The organism is Bacillus sp. 0102A, from assembly GCF_036765155.1.
Classification (GTDB): Bacteria; Bacillota; Bacilli; order Bacillales; family Bacillaceae; genus Bacillus; species Bacillus subtilis_G.
The window spans coordinates 198,833-214,008 of record NZ_JBAIZW010000005.1; the positions used below are offsets into that span (position 1 = coordinate 198,833).

At 44.9% G+C, this 15,176-nt stretch carries 11 protein-coding genes; 8 read left to right on the forward strand and 3 right to left on the reverse strand.

Annotated features, from left to right (window positions below; all coding sequences use genetic code 11):
* Positions 1-10 precede the first annotated feature (10 nt).
* On the forward strand, positions 11-220 hold the full coding sequence (locus V6D41_RS13400; RefSeq protein WP_087993294.1) for an MbtH family protein: 210 nt from the start codon (positions 11-13) through the stop codon (positions 218-220).
* A 61-nt stretch (positions 221-281) separates the two neighbouring features.
* Here V6D41_RS13400 and V6D41_RS13405 read toward each other — a convergent pair whose 3' ends face one another.
* From V6D41_RS13405 to adeR, 3 genes are all read right to left on the reverse strand, one after another.
* The gene (locus tag V6D41_RS13405; RefSeq protein ID WP_333518520.1) at positions 282-959 is read right to left on the reverse strand and encodes a YukJ family protein; all 678 of its coding nucleotides are present in this window, start codon (positions 957-959) and stop codon (positions 282-284) included.
* 113 nt (positions 960-1,072) lie between these two features.
* The gene (gene ald / locus V6D41_RS13410) at positions 1,073-2,209 is read right to left on the reverse strand and encodes an alanine dehydrogenase (RefSeq protein ID WP_333518521.1); all 1,137 of its coding nucleotides are present in this window, start codon (positions 2,207-2,209) and stop codon (positions 1,073-1,075) included.
* Between the two features lie 101 nt (positions 2,210-2,310).
* Entirely contained in the window at positions 2,311-3,534 is a 1,224-nt protein-coding gene (gene adeR, locus V6D41_RS13415) for a sporulation transcriptional activator AdeR (protein ID WP_333518522.1), read from the reverse strand.
* A 563-nt stretch (positions 3,535-4,097) separates the two neighbouring features.
* On the opposite strand from adeR, the gene V6D41_RS13420 reads away from it, so the two are divergent.
* From V6D41_RS13420 to V6D41_RS13450, 7 genes are all read left to right on the forward strand, one after another.
* Entirely contained in the window at positions 4,098-4,391 is a 294-nt protein-coding gene (locus V6D41_RS13420; RefSeq protein WP_003220661.1) for a WXG100 family type VII secretion target, read from the forward strand.
* A 70-nt stretch (positions 4,392-4,461) separates the two neighbouring features.
* Positions 4,462-4,701, forward strand: a complete 240-nt coding sequence (gene yukD / locus V6D41_RS13425; RefSeq protein ID WP_010329928.1) for an ESX secretion system protein YukD — start codon at positions 4,462-4,464, stop codon at positions 4,699-4,701.
* Positions 4,702-4,715: 14 nt separating this feature from the next.
* Positions 4,716-6,068 carry a type VII secretion protein EssB gene (gene essB, locus V6D41_RS13430; RefSeq protein ID WP_333518523.1) on the forward strand — a complete coding sequence of 451 codons (1,353 nt, stop codon included), beginning with the start codon at positions 4,716-4,718 and terminating at the stop codon, positions 6,066-6,068.
* 60 nt (positions 6,069-6,128) lie between these two features.
* Positions 6,129-10,616 (forward strand): type VII secretion protein EssC, encoded by a 4,488-nt coding sequence (gene essC, locus V6D41_RS13435; protein ID WP_333518524.1) that lies wholly within the window; start codon positions 6,129-6,131, stop codon positions 10,614-10,616.
* A complete protein-coding gene (gene esaA / locus V6D41_RS13440) occupies positions 10,613-13,822 on the forward strand; it encodes a type VII secretion protein EsaA (protein ID WP_333518525.1) in 3,210 nt (1,069 codons plus the stop codon). The genes essC and esaA overlap by 4 nt, the downstream gene beginning before the upstream one ends.
* 31 nt (positions 13,823-13,853) lie before the next feature.
* On the forward strand, positions 13,854-14,309 hold the full coding sequence (gene essA, locus V6D41_RS13445; protein WP_333518631.1) for a type VII secretion protein EssA: 456 nt from the start codon (positions 13,854-13,856) through the stop codon (positions 14,307-14,309).
* 63 nt (positions 14,310-14,372) lie between these two features.
* Entirely contained in the window at positions 14,373-15,104 is a 732-nt protein-coding gene (locus tag V6D41_RS13450) for a (S)-benzoin forming benzil reductase (RefSeq protein ID WP_333518526.1), read from the forward strand.
* The last annotated feature ends 72 nt before the right edge of the window (positions 15,105-15,176 follow it).

Genomic DNA, 15,176 nt, shown 5'->3' on the forward strand with positions numbered 1-15,176 from the left:
GAAGAAAGAGATGGCAAATCCTTTTGAAAATACGGATGGCACATATTTGGTGCTGATCAATGAAGAGGGCCAATATTCCCTATGGCCGGGATTTATAGATGTGCCGAGCGGCTGGACAGTCGTTCATGAGCAAAAAGGACGTGAAGCTTGTCTGGACTATATCCAATCGCATTGGAGTGATATGAGGCCAAACAGCTTAAAGCCTGTTGGAAATGTGTAATAGCATACAGAAATGTGTAATAGCACAAAAGAGACTGCTTGCCGCAGTCTCTTTTTCTATCTTACGCAGACGTTTGGGTATGATCACAATCTCTGACCGGGTTTCCGTTTTCATCCGTACACCAAGATTGGGATAAAAACGCTAAAAACACAGCGGCCCACTGATCGGCAAATTGTATCAGAATGCCTCCGTCATGCCAAGAGCCGTTGTCTTTTTTCCAGCGGCTATCCATTGCATTCCCTTGATTCATATGGATATTGTGCATGCCGTTGGTCGGAGTAAAGCCGAATATTTTATCCGCAGCCTGTTCCGGCCCAAATTTTGAACCGAATATATAAACCGGCGCTTTCTCTTCTTGCGCTTTCTTCATATACGTTTCAATAAAATCATTTAAATCATTATCAGGCCCCGTGATTTCATGAGGCAAAGGCTTCATTCCCCGCGGATCAAACAAATTGCCCCGCACATAATCGAGCGCCACTTCACGGTTTGCCTCATTGATCCTTGTATATCCATACGGCATGTTCGGAAGGATGGTGATCGAGCTTGAATCAAACTGATCGTCAGCCACATACAATACTTCAGATTCCTCAGAGCTGGACATCACATTGATGGCGCACCTGTAATACGTATTCTCTTCACCGAGCACTTTGACTTGGAAATGAGGACTGTCATCATCTGTTTCCCGCTTCATGTCTAAGACAATGCCTTTTAAAACGCCATATTGTTGAACAGCCATATGAATCCTCCTTTATGATCAAGTTCATCGTTTTAGTTCGTGAAATGGTTCCTCTTTTCCTTTTAAAAGATGAAAAAAGCCTGCAGAAAATCTTTCTGCAAGCTTAATGTGAATTAAGCACCCGCTACAGATGACTCATCCTGTAAAGCTTTTTCGGCAGGCACATACTCGTATCCTAAATCTTTTGCCACAGCCTCATAGGTCACGTGTCCGTTTGCTGTGTTTAAACCAGCTCTCAGTGCCGCATTGTCTGCGAGCGCTTTTGCTGCTCCTTTGTTCGCGATTTGCAGCGCGTATGGAACAGTAACGTTCGTCAGCGCGATTGTTGATGTTCGAGGGACAGCGCCCGGCATGTTCGCCACAGCGTAGTGGACAACGCCGTGTTTTTCATATGTCGGCTGATCATGCGTGGTAATATGGTCGACAGTTTCGACGATGCCGCCTTGGTCGATCGCAACATCGACAATCACTGAACCAGGTTTCATTTGTTTTACCATTTCCTCGGTGACAAGAGTCGGAGCTTTAGCCCCCGGAATTAAGACCGCGCAAATGAGAAGATCCGCTTCTGCCACAGCATCTGCAATATTGACCGGATTAGACATTAACGTTTTAATCTGATGGCCGAAAATGTCATCAAGCTGGCGCAGGCGGTCTGCGTTTAAGTCGATGATGGTCACGTCTGCACCAAGGCCGACAGCCATTTTCGCCGCGTTTGTGCCGACAGCGCCTCCTCCGATAATCGTTACTTTTCCGCGGGAAACGCCTGGCACTCCGGCAAGCAAAATGCCTTTTCCGCCCTTAGGTTTCTCTAAGAATTGAGCTCCGATTTGCGCTGCCATTCTGCCTGCAACCTCTGACATTGGCGTCAGAAGCGGCAATGTCCGGCCGTCACTAACTGTTTCATATGCGATCGCCGTAACGCCTTTATCTTTCAAGGCTTGCGCAAGCTTAGGCTCGGCGGCTAAATGAAGGTACGTAAACAGCACAAGTCCTTTTCGGAAGTAGACATATTCTTCCGGAAGCGGTTCTTTTACCTTCATGACCATTTCGGCGTCCCACACCTGTTTCGGCTCGGCAATGATTTCCGCTCCTGCTGATTCATAGGCTTCATTTTCAAATCCGCTTCCAAGGCCCGCGCCTGTTTCAACCAGCACCCGGTGGCCGTTTGAAATAAGCTGGGAAACGCCTCCAGGTGTTAGTGCGACACGGTTTTCATTGTTTTTTATCTCTTTAGGAACCCCTATGATCATATCTGTCTCCTCCTGTATACGTGATGTTTTTAGTGTAGAATGATTCTTTAGAAAATTCTTTGTTTGAATAAGAAAATAAAAAAACATGGATTTGTGAAATTTCACAAATCCATGTGCCGAAGCTTAATATCTAAATAGATGGTGAATTTTTGATTTACATTTTTCAAATCGATTTCAGCGATCTGGCTGATACGCTTGAGGCGGTAATTCAATGTATTAACATGTATATTTAACACCTTGGCAGCGGTATTCACGTTGCTGTCAGCTTCAATAAAACGTTCTAGCGTTTCTACCATATTTGACTGGTGATTCCGGTCATACTGTTCCAGTTTGGATAGCGAATAATTAAAATATCCCGTCTGCTTCCGTTTTTCATGTAAGACATCTAAGTATTGATAAATGCCTAGCTCAGAAAAGCTGAAAAGATGTTGGGTCTCTTCTGCGAACCGTTCCTTCGCTTTTAAAACGGACAATGCTTCCTGATACGAGCGGGAGACAAAAGAAATAGAGTTGTATATTCCTCCAAAAGCGATAGAAGCGCCTTCTATTTTATAACGTTCCTTCAGCTGTTTTTGTGTACTCAAAGCAAACTGTTTTAAATCTTGAAAAGGGTGTTCTGTTTTGGGGGCGGTTAAAATAATGAGTTCATTGGAATCTACGGTCGTCAGCAGCACGTGAACCTGCTGGGTCGTTTCCTGCAAATATTGCAGTTGCTGTTCGATTTTTTCCGTCAGTTCGCTGTTTATCCGGATGATCATCACGGAAAACTCAGAAGGGGCAACCATTCCAAGCTTGTGGAACCCATCCGCCATGTCATGCTCCTGGTGAATGTGTCCGGTCAGCATTTTCCAGAAAAACTCTTGGCTTCGTTCTTCATTTTTTGTTTTTCTGATTTGGAGTTTGAGAAGCTTGTTTCTCACTGCTTTTGCCGCCATTTGCAACGTCATCAGATCATCGTCAGACAATGTTTTTTGGATCTCAAGCGCCCATATGAAGCCAAGCACTTGGCTGTTTTTCCAAATCGAAATGGCAACACGGTTGCTTAGCCCCACATCATCTATTTGCTTTACTCTGATCGGCTGGTCCGTTTTTAAGAGGGCTGGAATCGTCCCGTCTTTCCACAACTTATTAATGACCTTCTCAGGTACTCTTCTGCCAATGATAGTAGACGTCCGGGCAGGGTCTGTGCAGTCGCTGTGTGTGCTGTAGGCAAGAAGCTTGTGGTTAACATCCTCTATGGTGATCGGGCACCGCAGCACGTCGCTGATATGATCAGCCACATCTTCAAGTCTGTCAAAACTGTATTTAAACGGATCATTCGGCATGGTCACAAATCTCCCTACTTTTCATGCTTGATTTCTCTTTGACATCTCATTATCTACCTTTTATTATGATTGTTGTTGTTTGTGAAAATCAACAACAAAGAGCGGGAGCCAAACAACAAAGTAAACGGTATACTAGAGAAACGTCTTATATATGATTGGCAGAGTAATCGCCTGCAGTTTTGCGCCTTATATGATGTGAAAGTTTATTCTGGCTATTCTTTTAAGAAGGTCATCGGAGGCGAAAATTAAGGAAAGAAAAAACTCAACCTTTCAGAAATGGTGCTGTAGCATCAAATTTTCTGAAAGGTTTTTTTTGGGAGTTGGAGAATCATTTGGGTCTTTTGGATTATTCGAAGAATGAAGAGAAGATTAAGAAAATGAACCTACTTGTTTAACAATATATGTCATTTTTGAGTGATCCGGGATAAACCATTGGACTCATTTTGTAAAATTAAAACATATTTGTTTGACTGTGCCGGAAAACTGTTTTTATAATAATGACGTTCTAAAAATAAGTGAATTAGCCCATATTTAGGCTGATGGCACAGGAGGTAATGAGGAATATGGCAGGATTAATTCGTGTCACACCCGAAGAGCTAAGAGCGATGGCGAAGCAATACGGCGTCGAAAGCCAAGAAGTATTAAATCAGGTTGATCGTTTAAACCGTATGATCTCTGATTTGAAAAGCATGTGGGAAGGTGCTTCAAGCGAAGCGTTCGCAGATCAATACGAGCAGCTCAAACCTTCATTTATCAAAATGTCAGATTTGCTTCAAGATGTGAATCAGCAGCTTGATCAAACAGCAAATACACTTGAGTCTACTGACCAAGACATCGCAAATCAAATCCGCGGATAACAGTATGAAAGGGAAGGAGCGCCTGATTCACCAGAAGACGGCGCTCTTTCTATGTAAGGGTGATCCTAAAATGTATATTGATATTACAATAGATTTGAAACATTATAACGGCAGTGTCTTTGATCTCAGATTGTCAGATTACCACCCGGTGAAAAAAGTAATTGATATTGCTTGGCAGGCTCAAAGCGTAGCTATACCTCCGCGCGAAGGGCACTGGATCAGAGTGGTTAATAAGGATACGGTGTTTTCCGGAGAATGCAAGCTGTCTGATTGCGGCATTACAAACGGAGACCGGCTTGAAATATTATGAAAGGATCTGGTTGAATGTCAGGTAAACAAAAATCATATTTAGAAAACCAATTAGAAGCCGTTGCCGAGAAAACAGATGCCGGCTATACATTTACCTTTCAGCGGGAAACAATAAAGCTTCTGGACGGTCTCGAAGCCAACGTGATCAAAGATGTAAATCCATTTTTTCATAAAGAGATCGATGTGACGGATGATGAAGTAATCATCACAATCCAACCTCCTCCCTCCTATAAAGCATTCCGCTTCATGAAAGCTAAAGATAAAAAAAGCAAATGGCAGTTTGCCTATCAGCTTGTCCAAGCTGTACAGCAGCACAATCTGTCGAGGCTGAATGTGATTGTCGCTCCTGAAAACATTGTATTCGATAAAGGGCTGACGCCTTATTTTCTCCATTATGGAGTAAAAGAAAGCATTCCTCCTTACGAGCATGATGAGGAAAGAGTGTGGCGGGAGCTGAAAGCGGCAGCGGCTTTGGCAGTTGACGGCGCTTTTGCATTTGAAGAATACCTGAAATTCAATGAAACGCTGACGTTCTCCGCAGAGGCTAAGGCGATATTGGATGCGGCGTCCTATGAAGACTTGCTCGAGCTGATTCAAACCCATATCGATCAGCTTGAAGCCAAAGCGAAAACATACATACATATCCCAAGAAAGAAGTGGAACATCCAGCGATACATCGGCCTGGGGCTTATTGTTTTGCTGGTCCCGGCGCTTATTTATTCGATGTACGCCTTATTTTTCGCACAGCCAAAGCACCAGGCGATAGTGGACAGCAACCGCGCTTTCTTAAACAAGCAGTACAGTGAGGTGATCAGCACGCTGTCGAAGTACGATGCGGAAAGCCTGCCGGAATCGGTGCAGTATCAGCTTGCTTATTCCTATGTAGAAATTGAAAAACAGCTTTTAGATTATCAACGAGATAATATTGAGAAGCTGGTGACATTGCAATCTGAACCGCAGCATTTCCTTTATTGGATTGATATTGGCAGAGGGGATTATAAAGAAGCGATCAGTATTGGACATAAGCTCGAGTATAACCCATACATTTGGCTTGGCCTTTATAAATATAAACAGCAGCTCTTAGCTGAGGATAGTAATGATGAAGCAACTCAAAAAGAACTTGATTCTGTAGACAGCGAACTTGATAAAGTGAATAAAGCTAACGCTGAACAGAAAAAAGAATCGAACACTGAGTCTTCAACAACTGGTACAACCGAACAACAAACACAAACAGACAAAGAAAAACAACAAGCTGAAGAGAAAGCGGCAGAAGAAAAAGCCGCAGCCGAAGAAAAAGCGAAAAAAGAAGAACAAGCGAAGAAAGAAAAAGAAACAGAAAAGAAAGATGAGAAAAAAGATGACAAATAACGTGAGACATGAAGCGCGGGTCATCGGATGCTGCCGTTTGGCCGTTAGGGGGTTCGCCATTTGAGTCTATTATGGGTTTTTTACCAAAATAACGTTCAAAAACTGAAACTGTCTGACCTCCCGTCGTCCCATCCGGCGACCATTGGGCCTGATGTGAAGGATTCCATTACGATCGGCACCATTCCGTTTGAAAGCGGAGTGATTTCTCTTCAAAGAAAGGAATCTGAAGGCCAATACGAAGTTTTCCTGGGAAATGATGGTCTCGGCGTGATTGAGCCGGATACATCATTTTCTCTTCAAACGGATCAGCAGGATATACGCTTGATCTTGACGGGCAATGAGCCGGAGAAATCCGTTTATTTTACGGGGAATCGGGATGGAATCATATGTTCTTCAGAAAACCCGAATGCAGATATTTATCTGAATCCGCAAGATTTAGCTTTTGCAGAACAAAGCACGTTCTCTTTGCTTCGTGTCGGTCAAAGCTGGTCGGTTCAGCCTGATAGCGGGACGGTCTTCTTGAACGGAGAGAAGATCAACGTCAATACACCGCTCCAGCCGGGAGATGAAATCTTCTGGAACTTTACGCAAATGAGAGTGACGGAACAAGACCTTTTAGAAGTTGTTCATTTTGCACCATTTGAAACAGCATTAACAGAAACGGTCAAACCGAGCACAGAGATGCAGAAAAAATATCCGCAGTACAGAAGAACGCCGCGAATGGTGTACGACCTGCCGGATGACCGCGTGTCCTTCAGTTTTCCCTCCCAGGAGAGCGATCAAACCAATAGAGGGCTGTGGCTCGTCATCCTGCCTCCGCTTGTGATGCTGATCGTGATGGGCGTTGTCGCCATCATCCAGCCGCGCGGCATATTCATCCTCGTTTCTCTGGCGATGTTTATGATGACCCTCATTACCTCGACGGTGCAATATTTCCGCGATAAAAACCAGCGGAAAAAACGCGAGGAAAAACGGGAGCGTGTGTATAAGCTTTACTTAGACAACAAGCGGAAAGAACTTCAGGCGCTTGCTGAAAAGCAAAAGCAGGTTCTTGAGTTTCATTTCCCTTCGTTTGAACAAATGAAATACTTAACAAGTGAAATCAGTGACCGGATCTGGGAAAAATCACTTGAAAGCAAGGATTATCTCCAGCTGCGGATTGGGACGGGAACAGTCCCATCAAGCTATGAAATCAATATGAGCGGCGGAGACTTGGCCAATCGTGATATCGATGACCTCATGGAGAAATCGCAGCACATGCAGCGTATCTATAAGGACATTCGCAATGCGCCGGTTACGGTCGATTTGGCGGAAGGTCCGATGGGACTTGTCGGTAAAGCACAAATTGTGAAAAATGAGATTCACCAGCTGATCGGACAATTGTCGTTCTTCAACAGCTATCACGATTTGCGTTTCGTATTTATTTTTCATGAAGAAGAGTATAAAAACTGGGAGTGGATGAAGTGGCTGCCGCAATTTCAAATGCCCCATATTTATGCGAAAGGATTTATTTATAATGAGCAAACCCGAGATCAGCTCCTGTCTTCACTTTATGAATTGATCAGAGAGCGCGATCTCGAAGATGACAAAGAAAAATTGCAGTTCAAACCGCATTTTGTATTTGTCATCACGAATCAGCAGCTGATCTCAGAGCACGTCATTCTCGAATATTTAGAAGGGCAGCATGAACATCTGGGTATCTCTACAATTGTTGCCGCGGAAACAAAGGAAAGCTTGTCGGAAAATATTACGACTCTTGTCCGCTACATCAATGAGCATGAAGGGGACATCTTAATACAAAAGAAAAAAGCGGTAAGGATTCCGTTCCGCCTCGATCATCATCAGCGCGGGGACAACGAACGGTTCTCACGCACGCTGCGGACGCTGAATCACCAGGTTGGCATTACGAATTCCATTCCGGAAACGGTATCGTTCCTGGAGCTTTTCCATGCGAAGGAAGTAAAGGAAATCGGCATTCAGCAAAAATGGCTGACGAGTGAATCGGCGAAGTCGCTATCAGTGCCGATCGGCTATAAGGGGAAAGATGACATTGTGTATCTGAACCTTCACGAAAAAGCCCACGGTCCGCACGGGCTGCTTGCGGGGACAACGGGGTCAGGAAAAAGTGAATTTCTCCAGACCTACATTTTGTCACTTGCGGTGCATTTTCACCCGCATGAAGCGGCTTTCTTATTAATTGACTATAAGGGCGGAGGAATGGCGCAGCCGTTTCGCAACATTCCTCATTTGCTCGGCACCATCACGAATATTGAAGGAAGCAAAAACTTCAGTATGCGTGCGCTCGCTTCGATTAAAAGCGAGCTGAAAAAAAGGCAGCGCCTGTTTGATCAGTATCAAGTCAATCACATCAATGACTATACAAAGCTGTACAAGCAGGGGAAAGCGGAAGTGGCAATGCCTCACTTGTTCTTAATTTCTGATGAGTTCGCCGAGCTGAAAAGCGAGGAGCCTGATTTTATCAGGGAGCTTGTCAGTGCCGCGCGTATCGGGCGAAGCCTGGGCGTTCATTTGATTTTGGCGACACAGAAGCCGGGCGGCATCATCGACGACCAAATCTGGAGTAACTCGCGCTTTAAAGTGGCGCTGAAGGTTCAGGATGCCACCGACAGTAAAGAAATTTTGAAAAACAGCGATGCCGCCAACATTACCGTGACAGGACGCGGGTATTTGCAGGTCGGCAACAATGAAGTGTACGAGCTGTTCCAATCCGCTTGGAGCGGTGCGCCTTACTTAGAGGAAGTCTACGGAACAGAGGACGAAATCGCGATCGTCACGGATACGGGCCTGATCCCGCTTTCTGAAGTGGATACCGAAGATATCGCGAAAAAAGACGTTCAAACAGAAATCGAAGCTATAGTTGATGAAATTGAACGCATCCAAGATGAAATGGGAATCGAGAAGCTGGCAAGCCCATGGCTGCCGCCGCTCGCGGAACGTATCCCGCGCACTCTTTTCCCATCAGACGAAAAAGATCAATTCCACTTCGCGTATGTCGATGAACCTGATCTGCAAAGACAGGCGCCAATTGCTTATAAGATGATGGAAGACGGAAATATCGGCATATTTGGCTCTTCCGGCTACGGAAAATCAATTGCCGCCGCAACGTTCCTGATGAGCTTTGCGGACGTATACACACCTGAACAGCTTCATGTCTATATCTTTGATTTCGGAAACGGGACGCTTCTGCCATTAGCAAAGCTGCCGCATACCGCGGACTACTTCCTGATGGACCAATCACGAAAAATTGAAAAGTTCATGATTCGGATCAAGGAAGAAATTGACCGCCGTAAACGCCTGTTTAGGGAAAAAGAAATCAGCCACATTAAAATGTACAATGCGCTGAGCGAAGAAGAGCTTCCGTTCATTTTCATCACCATTGATAACTTTGACATCGTCAAGGATGAAATGCATGAGCTTGAATCGGAGTTTGTCCAGCTTTCCAGAGACGGGCAGAGTTTGGGCATCTACTTCATGATGACAGCAACGCGGGTGAATGCTGTCCGCCAATCATTGTTAAATAATCTGAAAACCAAGGTTGTCCACTATCTCATGGATCAATCTGAGGGATATTCGATTTATGGACGGCCGAAGTTCAATCTTGAACCGATTCCGGGGCGCGTCATCATTCAAAAGGAAGAACTTTATTTCGCGCAAATGTTCCTTCCTGTTGACGCGGATGATGACATCAGCATGTTCAACGGGCTGAAAGCAGACGTTCAGCATCTTCAGGAGCGCTTTGCTTCACTGGAGCAGCCGGCACCGATTCCGATGCTGCCTGAGAGTTTGTCGACGAGAGAATTTTCTCTTCACTTCAAGCTGGAACGCAAGCCGTTATCTGTACCGATCGGGCTTCATGAAGAAACAGTCAGCCCAGTCTATTTTGATGTGGGCAAGCATAAGCACTGCCTGATTTTAGGCCAGACCCAGCGCGGGAAAACAAACGTCTTAAAAGTCATGCTTGAGCATCTGATTGATGATGAAACCGAAATGATCGGCCTGTTTGACTCGATTGACCGCGGTTTATCCCATTATGCGAAGGAATCAGATGTCTCATACTTGGAAACGAAAGAAGACATTGAGCAGTGGATCGATACAGCAGAAGACATTTTCAAAACAAGAGAAGCCATGTATGTAGAAGCTGTCCGTCAGGGGGACGCGCAAAATCTGCGATTCTCACAAGTGGTGCTGATGATTGACGGAATTACTAGATTCCAACAAACAATTGATACGAGAATACAAGATCGTCTGGCAAACTTCATGAAATCATACGCGCATCTTGGCTTCAGCTTTATTCCGGGCGGAAACCACAGTGAATTCTCAAAAGGCTATGACTCCTTGACGACAGAGATGAAGCAAATCCGCCACGCCATTCTGCTGATGAAAAAATCTGAACAAAATGTCATTCCTCTTCCATACCAAAGACAGGAGCCTGAGATTCAGCCGGGCTTCGGATATGTTGTGGAAAACGGGAAGGAGCAAAAAGTTCAAATTCCTTTATGTTCTGCTGAAAGGGAGAGTGCTAGATGACAGAACAACGAAAAAGCTTGATCAAGTTAATATCCGCCGTCATCATCATTTTGATGCTGCCGGTTTTGTTTTTCCGTTTTATCGGAGAAGACCCGGCGAAAAAAGTAGCCAATTCAACGCGGCAAATCGCGGTGGTGAACGAAGACACAGGCGTATTGAGTGAAGAGGTGAAGTCTGATGAAGAGGACAGATCCGCCCAGTTCGGCAAAGAAGTAGCTGCCGTTCTGGGAGAACGCCCTGATTATTCGTGGACGGTCCTAAACCGAAGCGCGGCCGAGACAGGTCTCGCATCAAAGAAATACGATGCGATCGTCTACATTCCCTCAGATTTCTCAAAAAACATTTTGAGTTATGACAAAGATCATCCTCAAAAAGCAACACTCGAATTCAGCATTCAAGATAACCTGAATGCGGTCAACAAAGAAAAAGTGCAACGCGAGCTTGAGGATGCGCAAAAGACAATGAATAAAAAAATGTCGGCTTTATACTGGAATTTTGTTTCACAAAAAGTGGACAACATCAGAGGAGAATTTGACAATATCGTCAATAAAGAATCTGAATTCCAAAATGTCATGTACAACTTTTACAAACCTAGCTCAAATGATTTAGCAGGTGAAATCAAACAGCAAAAAGACTTAATCGATGAGCTGAAGAAATCAATGAATGAAGCGCAAGGCACGACAAAAGAAAAAGCTTCAACAGCGGAAGAAGCCAAAAACACGCTGAAAGATTTCGTTGATACCGTTGAAAGATACAAAGAATATCAAGAAAATCAGAAAAAGCTGCTTTTGGCAGCCCAGGATTCAACTCAGCAGCAAATCCAGACAGGACTGGATGCCATTTCAGCGCAGCAAAAGGCCAATCAGTTCAGCGAACGCATGAGCGGACTGGCAACAGGAATCAGCCAAGCGAAAACACAGCTTGTACAAACAAGTACAGTGTTGGCAAATGCCCAGCAACTGAGAGAGGGACAAGTTCCTCAGCAGGAGCTTGGCATGGCAAAAATCCAAAGTAATTTAATTGAACAATATCAGGCCGCTTCAAGACAAACTGCATTAAACCAGGTATACGGGCTGCTTGTTGATGCGCGCAAGGAGCTTACTGATGCCAAAGGTGGCCCGCAGCCTGATGGAGGTAATGGTTCAGATGATGAAGGTAAAGACCCGAAGAAAGTAGACCCTGAAGAACTCAAAATTGATCTTGAAAAACAGCGTGAAGAACTGAAAAACATCGCTGCTGATATTCAGGATATTTCAGACAATCTGAAGGAGCCTGAAAAAGAGGACCCTACTCCAGAGCCGGATACAAATTCCGGAAATAATGATGGAGACGGGACGATTCCAAATGATCAAAATGATAATTCTGGAGAAGACAATAACAGCAGTGATACCGAGACTGGCGGACAAACGGACGGCGATACTCAGGATCAAGGCCAGCAGCAGGAAACAGACGGCCAGGAGCAGAACGGCGATGCCTCTAACGGCGAGTCAGACAGCGGACAAACCGAAACGGACACATCTGCCGAACCAACTGCATCATCTGACGCAACCCTTCAAATGATCCAGCTGGCAAATGAAGATGGAGCCGGAGATTCAGGCGATACCGAAGGCGACGGCGGGACGACGCAGCCTGAGGACGAAGATCAAACAGGAAACGATGAGGTTTCTGATATCGCAAAAGCAAAAGAACAGCTCAGCAAAGCGTCTGAGCGAATCAAGCAAATTGAAGAAGAGCTCAAAGAAAAAGAAACTGTCCATAATGAAGCGCTAGATAAGAAATTAAAAGAATTGCAAGAGAAAATAGACAACCTAGATGATGAAATTGTTAAATTGAAGAAACAAGTAAATGATTTAGAAGATCAGTTAAGAGATATGCATGATCAGGTGTATAATAGTGGAATTTATAAAATGATTCGAGAGCTAGAAAATAAAGATCAGCTACAGTATCAAAAAGAATTTCAAGGGGAAATCAATACAGAAAACATTAACGCTTTAATGAGATACTTTAAATATTTATCCGTTTATGACTCTGTATTGTCCGGAACGGTTGACAGCTCTGCGAAAAACAATGCCATTGACGGACAGCAGGGCAAAGTCAAATCCATCCTGGCTCTCACACCGGAAGAATCAGCCAGCTGGGAGGATCTCAAAAACAACATGATGCTAACGGATGAAGACATTAACAGCTTCATCGACGGCATGACCAAATTCACGGAAGACTACAGCGGCTTTATCCGTGACTCTCAAGCAGGTGTTCTCGACGAACTGACGAACATCTCTGACAGCGCCGCAAAAGCGTCGGAACAGCTGGTAACAGGCGCAACGCAAGAAGCGGCGACGTTCAGTAACGACGGGCTGTCTGGCACAATGGCACTGAGTGTCCAAGATACGGTCGGCCAGGAAGTGCTGCAAATGTCTGACATGATGGGGTCATTGTCTGATCGCCAGTCAGGCATTATTGATTACACAACCAACATGCAGCAAAGCGTCAATGATGTTCAGGTGAAAGCTGACACATTAAACAATAACTGGGGGAAAAATGTCGCCTCCACAAAGCTTGTCCGCAGTGATGTATACGGCATATTGGGAAATACATTAGTAGACGGGCAAAACAACGGCTATGTATATGATTACTTGGCGAATCCGCTTAAAATCAGCGGAGAGGTTCCGGAAGAAAAAACGCAGACGGTGCCGCCGGTTGTTATTCTAGTCATTGTATTGATCAGCAGTTTGTTAATCGGCTATTTCAGCTCGTATTACCAAAACGCGCCGCTTCTCGTCAAAGGAGCGCTATTCGGCATTCTGAATATCCTTGTCGGACTGATGATCAGCTTGTTCGGTTTGAATATTTATTCGCTGCCGGACGATCAAACGATCAAGTGGTCTGTATTTACGATTCTCTTGCTCGTGGCAAGCTCTGCCTTCATCCGGGCGGCATTCAGATTCGGATCAATTCCTGGATGGGTTGCTTCAGCGGCAATGATTCTATTCTACGTCGCACCGCTTATTGATTTGATTATGCCGAACTTTACATTTGAAGATCCTGTCTCGAAAGTATTTATCGACATCCAGTACGGCACAGGGCACTTGTTTACAATGGGAATAACAGTTCTGCTGGTCATTACGGTGATTGCCGCGGCTCTGCCGCTTGTGATCCGGCTGATGGCCGAAAAAACAGCAGAAAGCGATGAAACGTATGAAGCGTAATCGCAGTATGGAAAAGGGGATCATGATTTGTATGTTCTCCTTTTCCCTTTTCATACCCTCTGCCGCCGCTGCCGAAACCGAAGAAAATACAGATGTCGCGCCAAACCAATATGAGAAAAAAGACATCGAAATCGATACGAATTATTTGCATGAAGATTCCTACTATGAAGAGAAAACAGAACTGCCTGAGGAACAGAAGGATATTACCTTTGATAAGCCGGAGGACAAGGACGCCGAGCTGATAAAAGGTTTGTTTACATCAACAGATGCCGAGGAATCCAACACGATTGCGGCCCAGTCGAAACAGCTCGGGATTACGTTTGCTGAAAAACCAATCACAAAGACGTCATCCACGGAAACAAAGGAAGAACAAGCAACATCTTCACTGCTGCTTCCGATTCTGTATGTCGTGCTGATTCTGCTCGGAATTGCAGGGATTGTGTTCCTCATCCCAAAAGTCACAGCGCAGGAGAACAAAAAGGTGTAGACAGCGTGCTTGTGTTGTGCAAAAGCGGTACCGTACAATAGGAACGGAAGGAGGAGGTTTCAAATGGAACTTTATATCATCACCGGAGCGTCAAAAGGACTGGGAAAAGCCATTGCATTACAGGCTTTAGAGAAGGGCCATGAAGTCCATGCCTTATCCAGAACAAAAGCTGATGTCTCTCATGAAAAACTGACACAGCATCAAATAGACCTCATCAATCTCGAAGAAGCTGAACAGCAATTTGAAACGTTGCTCTCATCCATTAATCAGGATCGTTATTCAGGTATTACGCTGATCAATAACGCCGGAATGGTAACGCCGATCAAACGCGCCGGCGAAGCGTCTCGTGACGAGCTGCAGCGCCATTATCAGCTGAACCTGACAGCGCCCGTGCTTTTGAGTCAGCTGTTTACAAAACGGTTTGCTTTATACAGCGGCAAAAAGACGGTTGTCAACATTACGTCAGGCGCCGCCAAAAATCCATACAAAGGATGGAGCGCGTATTGCAGCTCAAAAGCCGGGCTCGACATGTTTACGAGGACATTCGGATTTGAACAAGAGGATGAAGAACTGCCGGTGAACATGATTTCCTTCTCACCAGGTGTGATGGACACTGAGATGCAAGCCGTCATCCGTTCTTCATCTAAAAAGGATTTCCACGACATTGAACGATTCCGGAAGTTAAATGAAACAGGAAGCCTTCGCAGTCCGGCCTTTATTGCCGGCACGCTTCTTTCTTTATTAGAAAAAGGGACGGAAAACGGACGCATTTACGATATGAAAGAGTTTTTGTAGAGCAGACATTTTCTGCTCTTTTTTTGATTAAAAAGGCAATCGCCCGCGCGTTTTGTTGAGCAGCCGCATATA